This window comes from Sphingomonas sp. SAFR-052 (assembly GCF_051965015.1).
Classification (GTDB): Bacteria; Pseudomonadota; Alphaproteobacteria; order Sphingomonadales; family Sphingomonadaceae; genus Sphingomonas.
This window is the reverse complement of sequence record NZ_JBQCMO010000011.1, coordinates 96863-112672: the sequence shown is the minus strand read 5'-3', so window position 1 is coordinate 112672 and position 15810 is coordinate 96863. Positions and strand designations below refer to the sequence as shown.

Below are 15810 nucleotides of genomic sequence, written 5' to 3'. Positions count from 1 at the left end.
GACAAGGGTGGGCACGCGGGTGATCGCGCGGATCGAACGACTGATACCGGACGGGGTGCTCGGCCAATTGATCCGGTTCGGCATCGTCGGCGGGCTGTCGACGGTGATCTATGCGATCGTGTACCTGCCGCTGGTCACCTATGTCCTGCCGACCGGCTATGCCTTCGTCGCGGTCGTGCCGGCATTCGTCGTTGCCGCCGCGTTCGGCTGGGTCGCGCATGGTCGGTGGAGCTTTCGCGATCACGGCACGCGGTCGGGCGGGGCGGAGCAGCCGGTCAAGTTCTTGCTGGTGCAGGGGTTCGGCATGGTGTTGAACACCCTCTTCACCTTCGGGTTGGTCGATCTGGGCGGCATGGCCGACTGGGTGCCGCTGGTCCCGGCGGTGCTGGTCACGCCCTTCGCCACCTTCGCGCTCAATCGTTCATGGGTATTCGGATAAGATGGACCGCATCGTTTACGACCGCATGGCGGCGCACGACTCGACGCATTGGTGGTACCGCGCCCGCCGCGAGATCCTGGCCGATTATGTCGAACGCTATGCCGGGTTGAAGCCGGGGGCACGCATCCTCGAAATCGGGTGCGGGACGGGGCACAACCTGCCGATGCTGGCCGGGTTCGGCACGGTCGATGCGATCGAGATCGATCCGGCGGCGCGCGAGATCGCCAGCGAGCGGCTGGGCAAGCCGGTCGGCACCGCGCCGCTGCCGACGCTCGACGGGGTCGATGCACAGTACGAAATGATCGCGGTGCTCGATGTGGTCGAGCATATCGAGGACGATGTCGCGACGTTCCGCGGCATGGCCGATCGGCTGGCGCCGGGCGGCAAGATCCTCGTCACCGTGCCCGCGCATCAATGGATGTGGAGCGCGCATGACGTGGTGAACCATCACCACCGCCGCTATTCGAAGGCGACGCTGGCCAAGGCGATCGCCGATGCCGGTCTGAAGCATAACGGCCTGCGTTATTTCAACTCGCTGCTGTTTCCCGCCGCCGTCGCGGCGCGGGTCGCGGGCAAGCTGACCGGCAAGGACGACAGCGACGATTCGCCGCCGCCCAAGCCGCTGAACACCGCGTTCGAAGCGATCTTCCGGCTGGAACGGCATTTGCTGGGGCGCATTCCGATGCCGCCGGGGCTGTCGATCGTCACGCTGGTCACAAAATAGCGCCCCGGTCGACGGCCGACCGGGGCGGTCGGCTGCGCTATCGCTTGGTCGGGGCCAGCGCCTGGCGGATCGGTTCGACCCATTGGCCCTTGTCGATGTCGTAGACGACGAAGTCGCTGTCGAACTGCCAATAGGCCCAGGGGAAGCCGTGCGCCTCCGCCTCGCGCCGGACGGCGCTGGTGTAGCGGACGCGGGCTTCCATCGGGATGCCGCTCTTGTCATAGGCGCCGAATTCGCCGAGCAGGATCGGGCGGTTATTCGCCTTCGACCATGCCGTGACCTTGTCGTAATCGGCCTTGATCCGCGCTTCGTCGGCGGCGGTGAAGGGAATGCCGCTGACCTTTGCCATATCCTCGACCCAGGGTGCGCCCTGATGGGTGAAGCGGAACGGTTCGTAGGAGTGGAACGTCACGATGATGTTCCGGTCGTCCTGCGGGAGGGCAAGCGTCGGCAGTTCCTCGAGATTGTTCCAGCGGGTCGGGCCGATGATGAGCGTCCGGTTGGGATTGGTCGCGCGCACGACCGGGATCAGCCGGGTCAGCATCGCATTCCACCGCGCGGCGTCGAGCGGGGCATGGGGTTCGTTGAGCAGTTCGAACAACACGCTGTCCGGGGCACCCCGATAGCGCTCGCCGATCTGCTGCCAGAAGGCGATCAGTTTCGGTTCGCAGGCATCGGGTGCCGCCGAACAGGGATTGAAGTCGTGTTCGTCGAGGATGACGGTCAGGCCGGCGGCGGTGGCTTCCTTGACCACCCGGTCGAGCGTCGCCAGCCACTGCGGGTTCAGCCGGTTCTGCGCGTCCATATGCTCGAACGCCTGCAACACGACGCGGACGAAATCGAAGCCGCCCTGTTTGATGATCGCGAAATGCTTCGTCTGGAACCGTGCCTTGGCGGGGTCGCGCCATAGCGGGTCGTAGCCGATGATGTTGACGCCGCGCTTCAGCTTCGCCGCCGCCTGCCACGCCGGTTCGGCGGGCTTCGTGGTCTGGGCGGGGGCAGCCGACAACGGTGTCAGGGTGAGCGCGGCGGCGAGAAGGGCGAGGGTTTTGAAGCGCATGAGTGGAATCTTTCGGATCGGGCGGACGCGCGAAGCTATCGCGGTCCGCGCCGCCGTTCAATCGCGCTCAGCGCCGCCGCTTCGCCCCGTCGAGCGCCGAGAGCACGCCGCGCATGGTGCGAACCTCTTGCGACGTCCAGCCGGGCTTGGTCAGCAGCGTGCGCAGCGTCCGGCGCGAGGTGGCGGCGCGCTCGGGTGGGAAGAAGAAGCGCGCGGCCTCCAGCATATCGTCGAGCTGGCCGATCATGCCCTCCAGCTCCTCGTGCGGAGCAGGTTCGCCTAGGTCGACGACCGGCGGGCTGGCGAGGCCCTGACCCTTCGACCATTCGTAGGCGACGAGGATCACGGCTTGCGCGAGGTTCAGCGAGCCGAATTCGGGATTGATCGGGACGGTCAGGATGGTGCGGGCAAGCGCGACGTCGTCGGTTTCGAGACCCGAGCGTTCGGGGCCGAACAGGATCGCCGAGCGGCCGGCCTCGGTGCGGATCGCACTCGCGGCGGCTTCGGGGGTGACGACCGGCTTGGTGATGCCGCGCTTGCGGACGGTGGTGGCATAGACATGCGCGCAGTCGGCGACGGCGTCGGCCACCGTGTCGTAGACGGTGGCATCGCGCAGCACGCTGTCGGCGCCGCTGGCGGCGGGGCCGGCTTCGGGATTGGGCCAGCCGTCGCGCGGGGCGACGAGGCGCATTTCGGTCAGGCCGAAGTTGAGCATGGCGCGGGCGGCCTTGCCGATATTCTGGCCGAGTTGCGGGCGGACGAGGACGATGACGGGTTGGGTGGATGGCGCACCATCCCGTTCGGTTCGAGCAGGATCGAGCCTGTCGAGATCCGTCCGTCGAGAACTGGCGGCGGTCGAGATCGTCGACCAGTCGCCGCGGAATAGTCCTTCCTTTTTCTTCTTCGACCAGTCCTTGACCTGCGCCTCGCGCTCCAGCGCTTCGATGCGGGTCGGGAAGGTCTCGCTCCACATCAGTTCGACCGGGCGGCGGTCATGAGTGTAGCCGGAGATCGTGCCCGATTGGTGCTCGGCGATGCGGCGGTCGAGATCGTCGGTGTGGCCGGTGTAATAGGTGCCGTCCGAGCATTTCAGGATGTAGACGTGGAACATGGCGGGCCTTCTCGGGCGGGTTTCAGCCACGCTCGATACTGCCCGAACCCGGTGGGGGGAAGGGCGTTCCGGGTGGCGTGTTCTCGGTGGCGCGTTCTCGACGGACGCTTCTCGACAGGCTCGAAGCTGCTCGAACCGAACGGATTGGTGCGGGGTGGGGTGGGGTGAGGGGTGGGGGGGGCGGAGGGTGACGGGCCTACCCCTTGGCCGCATCCCCAACCGTGCCGGCAAATTCCTCAAAATCTTTAGCCTCGCGGAAGTCCTTGTAGACGCTGGCGAAGCGGATGTAGGCGACCGGGTCTAGGCCCTGCAGCCCTTCCATCACCAGTTCGCCGATGCGGCCGGCGGGGACTTCGCTGTCGCCGGTGGTTTCGAGCTGGCGCTGGATGCCCGAGACGAGGCGTTCGACCTGGGCTGGGGTGATCGGGCGCTTGCGACAGGCGGTCGCGACCGAGCGGAGCAGCTTGTCGCGGTCGAAGGGTTGGCGGCGGTCGCCGGACTTGACCACGGTCAGGTCGCGCAGCTGGATACGTTCGAAGGTAGTGAAGCGCGCGCCGCAGCCGGTGCACTGCCGCCGCCGACGGATCGCGGCGCCGTCGTCGCTGGGGCGGCTGTCTTTTACCTGGCTGTCGTCATGGGCGCAGAACGGGCAGCGCATCGGTTTTCCTGGGTCAGTCCGCCCGCGCCACCGTGTAGCGGCACGGGCGGCGGCGCGTCAGTAACGCGGCTTCTTGTTCGCCTTGTAATAGGCATAACCCGCACCGGCGGCGGCGCCGATCAGCGGGCCGACGAACGGCACCGGAATGGCGATGACCGCGCCCAGCGCGCCCCATTTCGCCATGCTCTTGCCGACCGATTTGTCCTTCACCATGCGACCTCCTTACAGACCCGGATAGATCGGGAACCGCTCGCACAGCGCCCGAACACGAGCCTTAACGTCCGCCTCGACCGCAGGGTCCCCGGCTTCGCCCTTGGCACGCAGGCCGTCGAGCACGTCGGCGACCATGTGGCCGATCTCGGCGAACTCGGCCGTGCCGAAGCCGCGGGTGGTGCCGGCGGGCGAACCGACACGGATGCCGCTGGTCTTGACCGGGGGGAGCGGATCGAACGGGATGCCATTCTTGTTGCAGGTGATCGCCGCACGCTCCAGCGCCTCGTCGGCGTCTTTGCCGGTGACGCCCAATGGGGTCAGGTCGATCAGCGCCAGATGGGTGTCGGTGCCGCCGGCGACGACGTTCGCGCCGCGATCTTTAAGCGTCGCAGCCAGCGTCTGCGCATTCTCGACGACGGCGCGGATATAGTCCTTGAACTCCGGGCGCAGCGCTTCGCCGAACGCGACCGCCTTGGCAGCGATGACGTGCATCAGCGGGCCGCCCTGAAGGCCGGGGAACACCGCCGAGTTGATCTTCTTGGCGATGGCTTCGTCGTTGGTCAGCACCATGCCACCGCGGGGGCCACGCAGCGTCTTGTGCGTGGTAGTGGTGACGACGTCGGCATGGCCGAACGGGGTGGGGTGCAGGCCGGCGGCGACGATGCCGGCGAAGTGCGCCATGTCGACCATGAACTTTGCACCGACTTCATCGGCGATCGCGCGGAACTTCGCGAAATCGATATGGCGCGGATAGGCCGAACCGCCGGCGATGATGAGCGTCGGACGGTGCTCGCGGGCGAGGGCTGCGACCTGATCGTAATCGATCAGGTGCGTTTCGCGATCGACGCCGTACTGGACCGCGTTGAACCACTTGCCCGACATCGCCGCCTTGGCACCGTGCGTCAGGTGGCCGCCGGCGTCGAGGCTCATGCCCATGATCGTGTCGCCGGGCTTGGTCAGCGCCAGCATCACCGCGCCGTTCGCCTGCGCGCCCGAATGCGGCTGGACGTTGACGAAGCCGCAGCCGAACAGCTGCTTGGCACGGTCGATCGCCAACTGCTCGACTTCGTCTGAGGGGTGGCAGCCCTGATAGTAACGCTTGCCGGGATAACCCTCGGCGTATTTGTTGGTGAAGACCGACCCCTGCGCCTCCAGCACCGCCTTCGACACGATGTTTTCCGATGCGATCAGCTCGATCTGGTAGCGCTCGCGCTCCAGTTCATGGGTGACGCCTGCGAATACGGCGGGATCGGCATCGGCGAGGCTGGTTTCGAAGAAACCGTCGGGGCGGAACTGGTCGGTCATGGGGCGCGGCTCCCGCTGAGAAAGAGGTCGCGCGCGCTTTACTGCCCACGTCACATAATTGCCACCCGGGGAATCGGGTTTTCAGGCGGGCGGATTGCCGAGCTTGTCGACGCGGCGCTGGTGGCGGTCGCCGCCGAACGGGGTCGTCAGGAACGCGCTCAGGCACGCCTTCGCCATTTCGCTACCGACCAGCCGTGCGCCCATCGCGATGACGTTGGCGTCATTATGTTCGCGCGCCAGCGCGGCCGACAAAGGTTCGGACACCAGTGCGCAGCGGCAAGCGGCCACGCGGTTGACCGCGATCGAGATGCCAATGCCCGATCCGCACAAGGCGACGCCGAATTCGGCGTCGTTGCCGCTAACTGCTTGCGCCAGCTTGTAACCATAGTCGGGATAGTCGACGCTTGCCGCTTCGGTGGGGCCGAGATCGGCGACTTCGTGTCCCTGGTCTTGCAACCAAGTGGCGAGTTCTGCCTTGAGCCCTAGGGCGGCGTGGTCGGATGCGAGTGCGATACGGGCCATGTGCCGCTTCTAGCCGTCGGGATCGCCGGGCGCTAGGCTGAGGTCAACGATGAAGGCGAAAGGGACGGAAGGGATGCGTGGAACGATCATCGTCGCGGCGCTTGCGTTGAGCGCATGCGGCGCATCCGAACGGCGCAGCGAAGGAGCCGCGACCCAGGCCGCGATCGAGAACAGCGCCGCCACGCCGCTGCCCGCGCCCAAGGCACCGACCCCGCCGGTCACCCCCACCCCGACACCGACCCCCAGCGCCACCGCGACGCCGGGCGCGAACCATTATCTGGGCCGCTGGACGGGCGTCGAGGGCATGTATCTGGTCGTCAGCGATCCGGCGCAGGGCGATGTGAAGCTGGAGATGCAATATGATCTCGACAACAAGGGCAATTATGTCGGGACGGTCGTACCCGAGGGCATCCGCTTCCAGCGCGGTGGCGAGACGCTGACGCTGAAACCCAGCAACGGCGATGCGACCGGGCTGAAATGGCTGGCGGGCAAGCCGGACTGTCTCACGGTCAAGCCGGGCGAGGGCTATTGCCGTGACTGACATGGCCGAACCGGTTCCGGTCGCGCGACCGCCGATCGCGGCGATGGTGCTCGGCTATGCCGGGCTGCTGCCGCCGATCATCGCGGTCGCGGTGCGGCTGATCGATCCGGCCAAGGGCGGCATGTTGCTGGCGCTGGCGCTGTTCTATGCCGCGCTGATCCTGAGCTTTCTGGGCGGGATGTGGTGGGGCGCGGTATCGGCGCGGGTGAGTGGTGCGACGCTAACGCTGTGGCTGGCGATCGCGGTGGTGCCGAGCCTGGTCGCGCTGGCGGCGGGAGCGGTGCTGTTCGCATCGGTGCTGTCGGCGGCGGCGATCGTTGCCGCCGGACTGCTCGGGTCGCTGCTGGTCGACATGGCGCTGGTCCGGGCCGGACATGTGCCGACGTGGTGGATGAAGCTGCGTGTGCCGCTGTCGGTCGGGCTGGCGGCGCTGACGCTGCTGACCGGGTTGCTGGCGCAGCCGTGAAAACAGCGTGTTTTCCTGTAAACGCCTGATTGAAAATTAGATTAGCTGCCCATATTTGCAGGTTCATGCGGATAGATTTCGATCAGGCGCGTGATGCGCTGGCATTTTTGGAATATCATCGGCTTGAACCAAGTCCGCTAAACTATGGCACCGCGCTCGCTCATCTGTCCGAGGCGTACCGAACACTGTCGTATGATGTCGGGGCGGCAATCGACAACGGTGGTTTGAACGATGCGCGCTTCGCTGAACTAGGCCGGCAATATGCCGCGGTGATCGCCGATCCTGGTCAGGAGCCCGACGCTGCGGAAATGCCGGCGGACGGTGCGTCGATCGCGGAACGGCTGGCCGCGACCGAGCGCGATGTCGCCGCATTGCGCGAACAGGTCACGGCCTTGCTCGCCACGGTCGGAAGCGGCCACGGGGGTATGGTCGATGCCGAGCATGACGAACTGACCCATGCGCTCAACCAGACCGGGGCGCGGCGCGTGCTCGACAACATCGCGGCGCAGGACCAGCGCTATGTGCTGGTGATGTTCGGTATCGACCGGCTGGTCGCGATCAACCGGCAATATGGCAATTCGGTCGGGGACAATATTCTCAACGCGTTCGTCAACAAATTGTCGAACACCTTTCCTGAGCATGAGGCGATCCGCTGGGCCGGCAACGAGTTCATCGTCGCCATTCCGGGGCAGACGCGATCGGCAGTGCTGGCGCAGGCCGAGGAGGCGCTGCTGCTGCTCGAACGGCGCAAGTTCAAGCTGCGCGGATCGGGCGAGGCGATCGGCAAGGTGACGGCGTCGGCGGCGATGGTGGCGGATCAGAACAACGATGTTCAATGGGTGATCGAGGAAGCACGCGCCAAATTGCAGGGCGCGATGCTGTCCGGTGGCAACCGCGTGGTCGCCTGACGCGCGGTCAGGCGGCCTTTTTCAGTTCCAACCGGCCCCAGATTTCGACCAAAGCCGCGGTCAGTTCCTGCATCATCGCGGTGTCGTGCGCCGGGCCGGGGGTGAAGCGCAGCCGTTCGGTACCGCGCGGGACGGTCGGGTAATTGATCGGCTGAACATAGACGCCGTATTCGCGCAACAGGATGTCGCTGATCCGCTTGGCCTTTACCGGATCGCCGACCATCAGCGGCACGATGTGCGTGGTCGTGTCCATCACCGGCAGCCCGGCATCGGCGAACAGCGTCTTGAGCGTCGCGGCGGCGGCCTGTTGCCCTTCGCGCTCGGCGGTCGACGCCTTCAGGTGGCGGACGCTGGCCAGCGCGCCGGCGACCAGCACCGGCGACAGGCTGGTGGTGAAGATGAAGCCGGGCGCATAGGAACGGATCACGTCGATCACGGTGCGATCGGCGGCGATGTAACCGCCCATCACCCCGAATGCCTTGCCCAGCGTCCCTTCGACGATGGTCAGGCGCGAAGCCGCGGCGTCGCGTTCGGAAATGCCGCCGCCGCGCGCGCCGTACATGCCGACCGCATGGACTTCGTCGAGATAGGTCAGTGCGTTGTATTTGTCGGCAAGGTCGCAGATCGCGTGGATCGGCGCGACGTCACCGTCCATCGAGTAGACGCTTTCGAACGCGATCAGCTTGGGCACCGACGGGTCTTCGGCGGCCAGCAATTCCTCGAGATGGGCGAGGTCGTTGTGGCGGAACACGCGCTTTTCGCAGCCCGAATGGCGGATGCCCGCGATCATTGAGGCGTGGTTCAGCTCGTCCGAAAAGATCACGCAGCCCGGCAGGATGCGGGCGATGGTCGACAGCGTCGCCTCGTTCGAGACATAGCCGCTGGTGAACAGCAGCGCCGCTTCCTTGTCGTGCAGGTCGGCGAGCTCGGTTTCGAGGTCGATGTGATAATGGGTGTTGCCGCCGATGTTGCGGGTGCCGCCGGAGCCGGCGCCGACATCGTGCAGCGCCTCCTCCATCGCCGCGATGACCGCGGGATGCTGGCCCATCGCCAGATAGTCGTTCGAGCACCAGACGGTGATCGGCTTCGGCCCGTTATGTCCGGCGAAGCAGCGCGCATTGGGGAACTGGCCCTTGTTGCGCAGGATATCGATGAAGACGCGGTAGCGCCCTTCCTCGTGCAGGCGGTCGATCGCCTGTGCGAAGACACGGTTGTAATCGACCGAGCGGGCCGGAACTGCGTCGATGCTCATGGGGCGCGGGTGTACCTGTTGCGAGGTTACGTTTCCAGCCGATAAAAACGGTTACCGTGATCGACCGGCTTGGACATTTTGTCTCAGGTGGTTGGCGGCGTGGGAGGCGCGGAGGGATTGGGGTTCGCGCAAAGGGGGCCGCGGACGTCATCCCAGCGCAGGCTGGGATCTCCCGGTTACAGAACGCGCGCCTCGCCGCGGGAGGCCCCAGCCTTCGCTGGGGCGACGACGGACGGCGGCGCGCGAACCTACAGCGCCTCGACCGATCCGAAGCCGCGCGATTCCAGCCCCGCCGCGACGCGGCGTTCCCGGTCGCCCAGCCGGGTAAAGACCAGCCGTCCGGGGGAGGGGGCGTCGGGGAAGGGGTGTCCCGCCGTCAGCGCGGCGATGCGGCGGGCGATGCCGGGGCCGCCATCGACGAAGGCGACCTGCGGCGCGACGGCGCGCATCGCGTCCTCCAGTAGCGGGAAATGAGTACAAGCGTTGACGATCACGTCGATGCGATCGCCCGCCGGCTGGTCGAACAATCCGGCGAGTTCGGCAGCGACAGCGGCAATCGGGGGTGGCGTGCCGGCCAGCGCGTGCTCGGCCAGTTCGACCAGCGCGGCCGATCCGTGGCGCAGCACGGTGCAGTCGCCGGCGAAGCGCGCCGCCAGATCGTCGACATAGGGCTGGCGGACGGTCGCCTCAGTCCCGAGCACGCCGATCACCCGGCTGCGCGATCGCTCCGCCGCGACCTTGATCGCCGGCACCGTGCCGACCACCGCCACGTCGAGCGCGGCGCGGACCACCGGCAGGGCGATGGTCGAGGCGGTGTTGCAGGCGATGACGACCAAGCGTGGGCGATAGCGTTCGACCAGCCGCCCGAGCAGCGCCGGCACGCGCGCGGCGATCTCCGCCTCGGTCTTGGTCCCATAGGGGAAGCCGGCCGAGTCGGCGGCATAGACGATCGGCGCGGTCGGCAGCAGCGCGCGGGTCGGCGCGACCACCGACAGGCCGCCGACGCCCGAATCGAAGAACAGGATCGGTTGCGTCGTCTGGCCCATCACCGGGCATACTCCCTTTGGCGTAGTCGCCCGCGTTGCATGGCGCCGCCGAACCCCTTACCCTCCGCGTGACAGACGGCAAGTTCAGGGGGCTATCCTGCCGAGCGAAATACTCTGGATCCCGCCGGCGGCGGCGTTGCTGATCGGCTATCTGCTGGGATCGATCCCGTGGGGCATATTGCTGACCCGGATTGCCGGGGCGGGCGACCTGCGCACGATCGGGTCGGGCAATATCGGCGCGACCAACGTGCTGCGTACCGGGCGCAAGGGGCTGGCGGCGGCGACGCTGCTGCTCGATCTGTTCAAAGGGGCGGCGGCGGTGTGGATCGTCGCGGCGCTGTTTCCGGGTGAGGAACTGATCGCCGGGGCGGCGGCATTCATCGGCCATTGCTACCCGCTGTGGCTGCGCTTTCGTGGCGGCAAGGGCGTAGCGACGATGATGGGCGTGGTCGTGGCGCTCAGCCCCTTTGCCGGGCTGGTCTATGCGGTGGTGTGGCTGGGGCTGCTGGCGGGTCTGCGCATTTCCTCGGTAGCGGGCATGTCGGCGGCGGTCGCGGCGCCGCTGGCGGCGGCATGGGCCGGGCGGTTCGACCTGGTGCTGCTGTTCCTCGGCCTCGCGCTGATCGTGCTGTGGAAGCATCGCGAGAATATCGAACGGCTGTTGGCGGGCAACGAGCCGAGGATCGGCCGCAAGCGTGACTGACTTTTTAAATGAGGGCGGCGCCGGCCCGCTCCCCCACCCGGCCACCCAATCAGAATACGCTGTGGGTGGCCGGGTGCGGGTAGCCCAGCAAAGTACTACTTTGCTGGGACCCGTGGGGGAGCGGGCCGGCGCCGCTGAACAGAACGCGGCGCGGTTCGCGGCGCTGCGGTTGATCCGCTCGGCGAATATCGGGCCGGTCACGTTTCGCACGTTGATCGAACGCTATGGCGATGCGGTCGCGGCGATCGAGGCGTTGCCGGTGCTCGCGGCACGCGGTGGCGGCCGTGCCCCGGTGCTGGCCGACGAAGCCGCGGTCCGGCGCGAGATCGCCACCGTCCGCGCGCTGGGCGGGCGCTATCTGCTGCTCGGCGATCCGGATTATCCGGCGTTGTTGGCCGAGATCGACAGCGCGCCGCCCGCGCTGATCGTGCGCGGCGACCTGTCGCTGCTGGCACGGCCGTGCGTGGCGATGGTCGGCGCGCGCAATGCGTCGGCAGCGGCGTGCCGGTTCGCGCGCGGGCTGGCCGAGGAACTGGGCGCGGCGGGATATTGCGTGGTGTCCGGCCTCGCGCGCGGCATCGACACGGCGGTGCATCAGGGCGCGATCGGCCATGCGACGATCGGGGTCATCGCCAGCGGCATCGACGTGGTCTTCCCGCCGGAGAACGCCGCGTTGCAGGAGGGGGTGGCGACGCGCGGGTTGCTGGTCGCCGAACAGCCGCCGGGCACGCAGCCGCTCGCCCGCCATTTCCCGTCGCGCAACCGGATCATCGCCGGGCTGGCGCTTGGCACGGTGGTGGTCGAGGCGGCGCCACGATCCGGGTCGCTCATCACCGCGCGGCTGGCAGCGGAGGCGGGACGCGAAGTGATGGCGGTGCCGGGATCGCCGCTCGATCCGCGGGCGCAGGGATGCAATGCGCTGATTCGCGACGGCGCCACGCTGGTGCAGAATGCCGCCGACGTGGCGGAAATGCTGCGCCCGATCGACGCGCGGGCGGTGCGCTCGCCGGGCAGAAGCTATGCCGCCGAACCCGCCGCGACCGATGCGAGCGATGGCGACCGGACGCGGATCACGGGGTTGCTGGGACCGGTGCCGGTCGCGGTCGACGAACTGGTCCGGCAATCGGGATGCCCGACGACCGTGGTGCAGACGGTGCTGCTCGAACTGGAACTGGCCGGGCGGCTCGACCGGCATGCGGGCGGGCGGGTCAGTCTGGGGGGATAGCCTGCCATCAAAGCGTAACGGCGCTGCGTCACCAGCCCGACCCGACTTGACGCCACCCCCCGGCGCTCCCCACTCTCGCGTACGTACGCACAAGGACCGACCGCCACATCATGCAGCTTGTCATCGTCGAATCGCCCGCCAAGGCGAAGACCATCGAAAAATATCTGGGGTCCGATTACCGCGTCCTCGCCTCCTACGGCCATGTCCGCGATCTGCCGCCCAAGGACGGGTCGGTGAACCCGGACGAGGGGTTCGCGATGGATTGGGAAACCTATGCCGACAAGACGAAGCAGCTGAAGGCGATCACCGACCTCGCCAAGACCGCCGACCGCCTGATCCTCGCCACCGACCCTGACCGTGAGGGCGAGGCGATCAGCTGGCATGTGCAGGAGGTGCTGAAGAAGCGTCGCGCGCTGCCCAAGGAAGTCGAGCGGGTCACGTTCAACGCGATCACCAAGCCGGCGATCCTGGCGGCGATGAAGGCGCCGCGCGACCTCGATACCGACCTGATCGATGCGTATCGGGCGCGGCGTGCGCTCGATTATCTGGTGGGGTTCACGCTGTCGCCGGTGCTGTGGCGCAAGCTGCCCGGGGCCAAGTCGGCGGGGCGCGTGCAGTCGGTGGCGCTGCGGCTGCTGGTCGAGCGCGAACGGGAGATCGAGACCTTTACCGCGCAGGAATATTGGTCGGTCGTCGCCAAGATGGAGGCCGACGGCACGCCGTTCGACGCGCGCCTCGTTAAACTCAAGGGCAAGAAGCTCGACAAGCTGTCGCTCGGCGATGCCGGATCGGCCGAGGTCGCCAAGGCGGCGGTGGTCGATGGCCGCTTCACCGTGGTCAATGTCGAGACCAAGCCGGCGACGCGCAATCCGCCGCCGCCCTTCACCACCTCGACGCTGCAACAGGAAGCGGCGCGCAAGCTGGGCTTCTCGGCCAGCCATACGATGCGGGTGGCGCAGTCGCTCTACGAAGACGGCGCGATCACCTATATGCGGACCGATGGCGTGCAGATGGACGGATCGGCGATCGATGCCGCGCGCGGGGCGATCGCCAACCGCTATGACGGCAGCTATGTCCCCGACAAGTCGCGCCAGTACCAGACCAAGGCCAAGAATGCGCAGGAAGCGCATGAGGCGATCCGGCCTACCGACTTTTCGAAAGACCGCGCCGGCGGTGGCGATCATGCGCGCCTGTACGACCTGATCTGGAAGCGCGCGCTGGCCAGCCAGATGGCTTCCGCGAGGATGGAGCGGACCGCCGTCGAGTTCGAGGACCAGACTGGCCAGACGGGCCTGCGCGCCACGGGGCAGGTCGTGCTGTTCCCTGGTTATCTGGCGCTGTACGAAGAGGGTCGCGACGACGTGGGCGACGAGGATTCGCGCCGCCTGCCGCTGCTGCGCTCGGGCGATGCACCGGCCAAGAAGGACGTCGTTTCCGAACAACATTTCACCCAGCCGCCGCCGCGTTTCTCTGAAGCGTCGCTGGTCAAGCGGCTGGAGGAACTGGGAATCGGGCGGCCGTCGACCTATGCCTCCATCATCCAGGTGCTGAAGGATCGCGGTTACGTTCGCGTCGAGAAGAACCGGTTCTTCGCTGAAGAAACGGGGCGGTTGCTGACCGCGTTCCTTGAACGCTTTTTCGAGAAATATGTCGGCTACGACTTCACCGCCGGGCTGGAGGAAGAGCTGGACGACGTGTCGGGCGGGCGGGCCGAATGGCAGGCGGTGCTCGAAGCCTTCTGGCGCGATTTCAAGCCGCGCACGTCGGAGGTGATGGAGCAGCAGCCGAGCGCGATCACCGCCGAGCTGGACCAGTTTCTTGGGTCATACCTGTTCCCCGAAAAGGCCGACGGGACCGACCCGCGGCTGTGCCCGAATTGCGGCGAGGGGCGGCTGGCGTTGCGTGGCGGCAAGTTCGGGGCGTTCATCGCCTGCTCCAACTATCCGGAGTGCAAATATACCCGCCGCTTCGCACAGCCGGGTGGCGAGGATGGCGGTGATGCCGGGCCGGAAGGGCTGGGCAAGGATCCGGCAACGGGGCTGGAGGTCGAGCGCAAGTCGGGACGGTTCGGGCCGTACATCCAGCTGGGCGAGGGCAAGGATGCCAAGCGCGCGTCGATCCCGAAGGATATCGGCGAGCTGAATCTCGAATGGGCGCTGAAGCTGCTGAGCCTGCCGCGCACCATCGGCAATCATCCGGAGACGGGCGAGCCGATCGAGGCGGCGATCGGGCGCTATGGCCCGTATCTGAAGCATGCCGGCAAATATGCGCGGTTGCAGTCGACGGCGGACGTGTTCGAAACCGGCATGAACGCGGCGGTGGTCAAGCTGGCCGAGGCGGCGGCAGGCGGCGGGCGTCCGGCGCGGGGTGCGGCCAAGGAGCCGCTGAAGGTGCTGGGCGCGCATCCGCGGACCGAGGCGGAGATCAAGCTGATGGAAGGGCGCTATGGCCCCTACGTGACCGACGGCACGACCAATGCGACGATCCCGAAGTCGATCGAACCGAACGCGCTGACGCTCGAGGAAGCGGCGCAACTGATCGACGACCGTGCGGCGGCGGCGCCGGCCAAGGGCAAGAAGAAGCCCGCGGCCAAGAAGGCGGCACCGAAGAAGGCGGCGGCGAAGGATGCCAAGCCGGCGGCGAAAAAGCCTGCTGCGAAGAAGGCCGCGCCGAAAAAGGCGGCGGCGGACTGAACCCGTCCCCCTGCGGCCGGTTCGTCCGGCCGCAGCGGGTCAGTGCGCGCGAACCTCGGTCCGCAGGAAGGCGCGGGCGGCCTTTTGCGCGTCGGCGATCTGGCGCGGCGTCATGTCGCAGGCGATCTCGGCGCGCCAGTGCTGCGCGTCCTCCAGCCCCGACATCGCGGCGAGGTTGAACCATTTGTGCGCTTCGACGAGGTCGATGACCGTGCCGCCGGTGCCGCTCGAATAGCAGATGCCGAGTTCGAACCACGCGGCGCCGGTGTCGCGTTGCGCTTCTTCCGCCCGGCTTTCCTGGAGAAAGCGGGCGCCTTCCAAACCAATGCCCATATCCACAACCCCTGTTGGTACGGGCAGAGAAATGAGGCAGCGGCCCTTGCAATTTAGTTAATGCGAATAACCACTTAGGTTACGTACGTTAAGGTACAAAGGATTTTAAGTCTCCGACAGTGCGTCGAGCGTGGGGCGGATGCCCGACAGGTCGTACCCCGCAGCACCACCGGCCGCGACCAGTTCGGCGGAATCGCGGCCGCCCTTCGCACTGGCAAGCGCCCACAGGTTGCACGAACGCGTGCCGGAGCGGCAATAAGCGAGGATCGGGCCGTCCGTTTCCGCCAGGATCGATGCCATCGCGTCGAGTTGCGGGTGGCTGAACCCGGCATGGGTGATCGGGATGGCGTGATAGGCGAGGCCCGCCGCCGCCGCGGCTTCGGCGATGGTGTCGCCGTCCGGCTGGCCGGCTTCCTCGCCATCGGGGCGGTTGTTGACGATGGTGGTGAAGCCCTGTGCCTTCAGCGTCGCGACATCGTCGGCGGTGATCTGTGGGCTGACCGAGATGCGGTCGTCGATACGGCGGATGTGCATGGGGGGAGGATAGCGGTGCTTGCAGGGGCAGGCAAATCTTCGCGGGGGAGTAGGCGCGCAACGCAGCCGTTCCGTTT

Annotated in this window: 18 protein-coding genes; 8 read left to right on the top strand and 10 right to left on the bottom strand. The window is 67.1% G+C overall.

Annotated features, from left to right (window positions below; all coding sequences use genetic code 11):
• Positions 1 to 7: 7 nt before the first annotated feature.
• Positions 8 to 439, top strand: coding sequence for a GtrA family protein (locus ACTHQV_RS16915; RefSeq protein WP_440491906.1), 432 nt, complete (start codon positions 8 to 10; stop codon positions 437 to 439).
• Between the two features lies 1 nt (position 440).
• A complete protein-coding gene (locus tag ACTHQV_RS16910; protein ID WP_440491905.1) occupies positions 441 to 1163 on the top strand; it encodes a class I SAM-dependent methyltransferase in 723 nt (240 codons plus the stop codon).
• 37 nt (positions 1164 to 1200) lie between these two features.
• On the opposite strand, the gene ACTHQV_RS16905 is transcribed toward ACTHQV_RS16910, so the two are convergent.
• The 6 genes from ACTHQV_RS16905 to rpiB form a co-directional block, all read right to left on the bottom strand.
• Entirely contained in the window at positions 1201 to 2223 is a 1023-nt protein-coding gene (locus ACTHQV_RS16905; RefSeq protein ID WP_440491904.1) for a glycoside hydrolase family 5 protein, read from the bottom strand.
• A 67-nt stretch (positions 2224 to 2290) separates the two neighbouring features.
• A complete protein-coding gene (locus ACTHQV_RS16900; protein WP_440491903.1) occupies positions 2291 to 3334 on the bottom strand; it encodes a TrmH family RNA methyltransferase in 1044 nt (347 codons plus the stop codon).
• Positions 3335 to 3530: 196 nt separating this feature from the next.
• On the bottom strand, positions 3531 to 3992 hold the full coding sequence (nrdR, locus tag ACTHQV_RS16895; protein WP_440491902.1) for a transcriptional regulator NrdR: 462 nt from the start codon (positions 3990 to 3992) through the stop codon (positions 3531 to 3533).
• 57 nt (positions 3993 to 4049) lie between these two features.
• The gene (locus ACTHQV_RS16890; protein ID WP_440491901.1) at positions 4050 to 4205 is read right to left on the bottom strand and encodes a hypothetical protein; all 156 of its coding nucleotides are present in this window, start codon (positions 4203 to 4205) and stop codon (positions 4050 to 4052) included.
• Positions 4206 to 4214: 9 nt separating this feature from the next.
• Entirely contained in the window at positions 4215 to 5510 is a 1296-nt protein-coding gene (gene glyA, locus ACTHQV_RS16885; protein ID WP_440491900.1) for a serine hydroxymethyltransferase, read from the bottom strand.
• Between the two features lie 81 nt (positions 5511 to 5591).
• Entirely contained in the window at positions 5592 to 6032 is a 441-nt protein-coding gene (rpiB, locus tag ACTHQV_RS16880; protein WP_440491899.1) for a ribose 5-phosphate isomerase B, read from the bottom strand.
• A gap of 73 nt (positions 6033 to 6105) precedes the next feature.
• On the opposite strand from rpiB, the gene ACTHQV_RS16875 reads away from it, so the two are divergent.
• The 3 genes from ACTHQV_RS16875 to ACTHQV_RS16865 all read left to right on the top strand — a co-directional run bounded on the left by ACTHQV_RS16875 (position 6106) and on the right by ACTHQV_RS16865 (position 7947).
• Positions 6106 to 6573: a hypothetical protein gene (locus tag ACTHQV_RS16875; protein WP_440491898.1), complete on the top strand. Its 468-nt coding sequence runs from the start codon at positions 6106 to 6108 to the stop codon at positions 6571 to 6573.
• 1 nt (position 6574) lies between these two features.
• The gene (locus ACTHQV_RS16870) at positions 6575 to 7039 is read left to right on the top strand and encodes a DUF3429 domain-containing protein (RefSeq protein WP_440491897.1); all 465 of its coding nucleotides are present in this window, start codon (positions 6575 to 6577) and stop codon (positions 7037 to 7039) included.
• Between the two features lie 65 nt (positions 7040 to 7104).
• The gene (locus ACTHQV_RS16865; protein WP_440491896.1) at positions 7105 to 7947 is read left to right on the top strand and encodes a GGDEF domain-containing protein; all 843 of its coding nucleotides are present in this window, start codon (positions 7105 to 7107) and stop codon (positions 7945 to 7947) included.
• A gap of 7 nt (positions 7948 to 7954) precedes the next feature.
• Here the strand turns inward: ACTHQV_RS16865 and hemA are convergent, their stop codons facing one another.
• Entirely contained in the window at positions 7955 to 9199 is a 1245-nt protein-coding gene (gene hemA / locus ACTHQV_RS16860) for a 5-aminolevulinate synthase (RefSeq protein WP_440491895.1), read from the bottom strand.
• A 248-nt stretch (positions 9200 to 9447) separates the two neighbouring features.
• Positions 9448 to 10245 (bottom strand): glutamate racemase, encoded by a 798-nt coding sequence (murI, locus tag ACTHQV_RS16855; RefSeq protein ID WP_440491921.1) that lies wholly within the window; start codon positions 10243 to 10245, stop codon positions 9448 to 9450.
• A 97-nt stretch (positions 10246 to 10342) separates the two neighbouring features.
• Between murI and plsY the strand changes: the two genes are divergently transcribed.
• The 3 genes from plsY to topA all read left to right on the top strand — a co-directional run bounded on the left by plsY (position 10343) and on the right by topA (position 14866).
• Positions 10343 to 10948, top strand: coding sequence for a glycerol-3-phosphate 1-O-acyltransferase PlsY (gene plsY / locus ACTHQV_RS16850; protein ID WP_440491920.1), 606 nt, complete (start codon positions 10343 to 10345; stop codon positions 10946 to 10948).
• A 103-nt stretch (positions 10949 to 11051) separates the two neighbouring features.
• The gene (dprA, locus tag ACTHQV_RS16845; protein ID WP_440491919.1) at positions 11052 to 12173 is read left to right on the top strand and encodes a DNA-processing protein DprA; all 1122 of its coding nucleotides are present in this window, start codon (positions 11052 to 11054) and stop codon (positions 12171 to 12173) included.
• A 110-nt stretch (positions 12174 to 12283) separates the two neighbouring features.
• Positions 12284 to 14866, top strand: coding sequence for a type I DNA topoisomerase (topA, locus tag ACTHQV_RS16840; protein WP_440491894.1), 2583 nt, complete (start codon positions 12284 to 12286; stop codon positions 14864 to 14866).
• 39 nt (positions 14867 to 14905) lie between these two features.
• Here the strand turns inward: topA and ACTHQV_RS16835 are convergent, their stop codons facing one another.
• Both ACTHQV_RS16835 and ACTHQV_RS16830 read right to left on the bottom strand, forming a co-directional pair.
• On the bottom strand, positions 14906 to 15199 hold the full coding sequence (locus tag ACTHQV_RS16835; protein WP_242118508.1) for an SEL1-like repeat protein: 294 nt from the start codon (positions 15197 to 15199) through the stop codon (positions 14906 to 14908).
• Positions 15200 to 15304: 105 nt separating this feature from the next.
• On the bottom strand, positions 15305 to 15733 hold the full coding sequence (locus tag ACTHQV_RS16830) for a TIGR01244 family sulfur transferase (RefSeq protein ID WP_440491893.1): 429 nt from the start codon (positions 15731 to 15733) through the stop codon (positions 15305 to 15307).
• Positions 15734 to 15810 lie beyond the last annotated feature (77 nt).

Bases quoted from the DNA above. Each gene is read 5' to 3' on its own strand.
- ACTHQV_RS16905 (WP_440491904.1), bottom strand. From the start codon at position 2,223: ATGCGCTTCAAAACCCTCGCCCTTCTCGCCGCCGCGCTCACCCTGACA.
- ACTHQV_RS16900 (WP_440491903.1), bottom strand. From the start codon at position 3,334: ATGTTCCACGTCTACATCCTGAAATGCTCGGACGGCACCTATTACACC.
- ACTHQV_RS16875 (WP_440491898.1), top strand. From the start codon at position 6,106: ATGCGTGGAACGATCATCGTCGCGGCGCTTGCGTTGAGCGCATGCGGC.
- rpiB (WP_440491899.1), bottom strand. From the start codon at position 6,032: ATGGCCCGTATCGCACTCGCATCCGACCACGCCGCCCTAGGGCTCAAG.
- ACTHQV_RS16910 (WP_440491905.1), top strand. From the start codon at position 441: ATGGACCGCATCGTTTACGACCGCATGGCGGCGCACGACTCGACGCAT.
- ACTHQV_RS16835 (WP_242118508.1), bottom strand. From the start codon at position 15,199: ATGGGCATTGGTTTGGAAGGCGCCCGCTTTCTCCAGGAAAGCCGGGCG.
- ACTHQV_RS16870 (WP_440491897.1), top strand. From the start codon at position 6,575: ATGGCCGAACCGGTTCCGGTCGCGCGACCGCCGATCGCGGCGATGGTG.
- glyA (WP_440491900.1), bottom strand. From the start codon at position 5,510: ATGACCGACCAGTTCCGCCCCGACGGTTTCTTCGAAACCAGCCTCGCC.
- ACTHQV_RS16890 (WP_440491901.1), bottom strand. From the start codon at position 4,205: ATGGTGAAGGACAAATCGGTCGGCAAGAGCATGGCGAAATGGGGCGCG.
- nrdR (WP_440491902.1), bottom strand. From the start codon at position 3,992: ATGCGCTGCCCGTTCTGCGCCCATGACGACAGCCAGGTAAAAGACAGC.
- hemA (WP_440491895.1), bottom strand. From the start codon at position 9,199: ATGAGCATCGACGCAGTTCCGGCCCGCTCGGTCGATTACAACCGTGTC.
- ACTHQV_RS16830 (WP_440491893.1), bottom strand. From the start codon at position 15,733: ATGCACATCCGCCGTATCGACGACCGCATCTCGGTCAGCCCACAGATC.
- topA (WP_440491894.1), top strand. From the start codon at position 12,284: ATGCAGCTTGTCATCGTCGAATCGCCCGCCAAGGCGAAGACCATCGAA.
- murI (WP_440491921.1), bottom strand. From the start codon at position 10,245: ATGGGCCAGACGACGCAACCGATCCTGTTCTTCGATTCGGGCGTCGGC.
- ACTHQV_RS16865 (WP_440491896.1), top strand. From the start codon at position 7,105: ATGCGGATAGATTTCGATCAGGCGCGTGATGCGCTGGCATTTTTGGAA.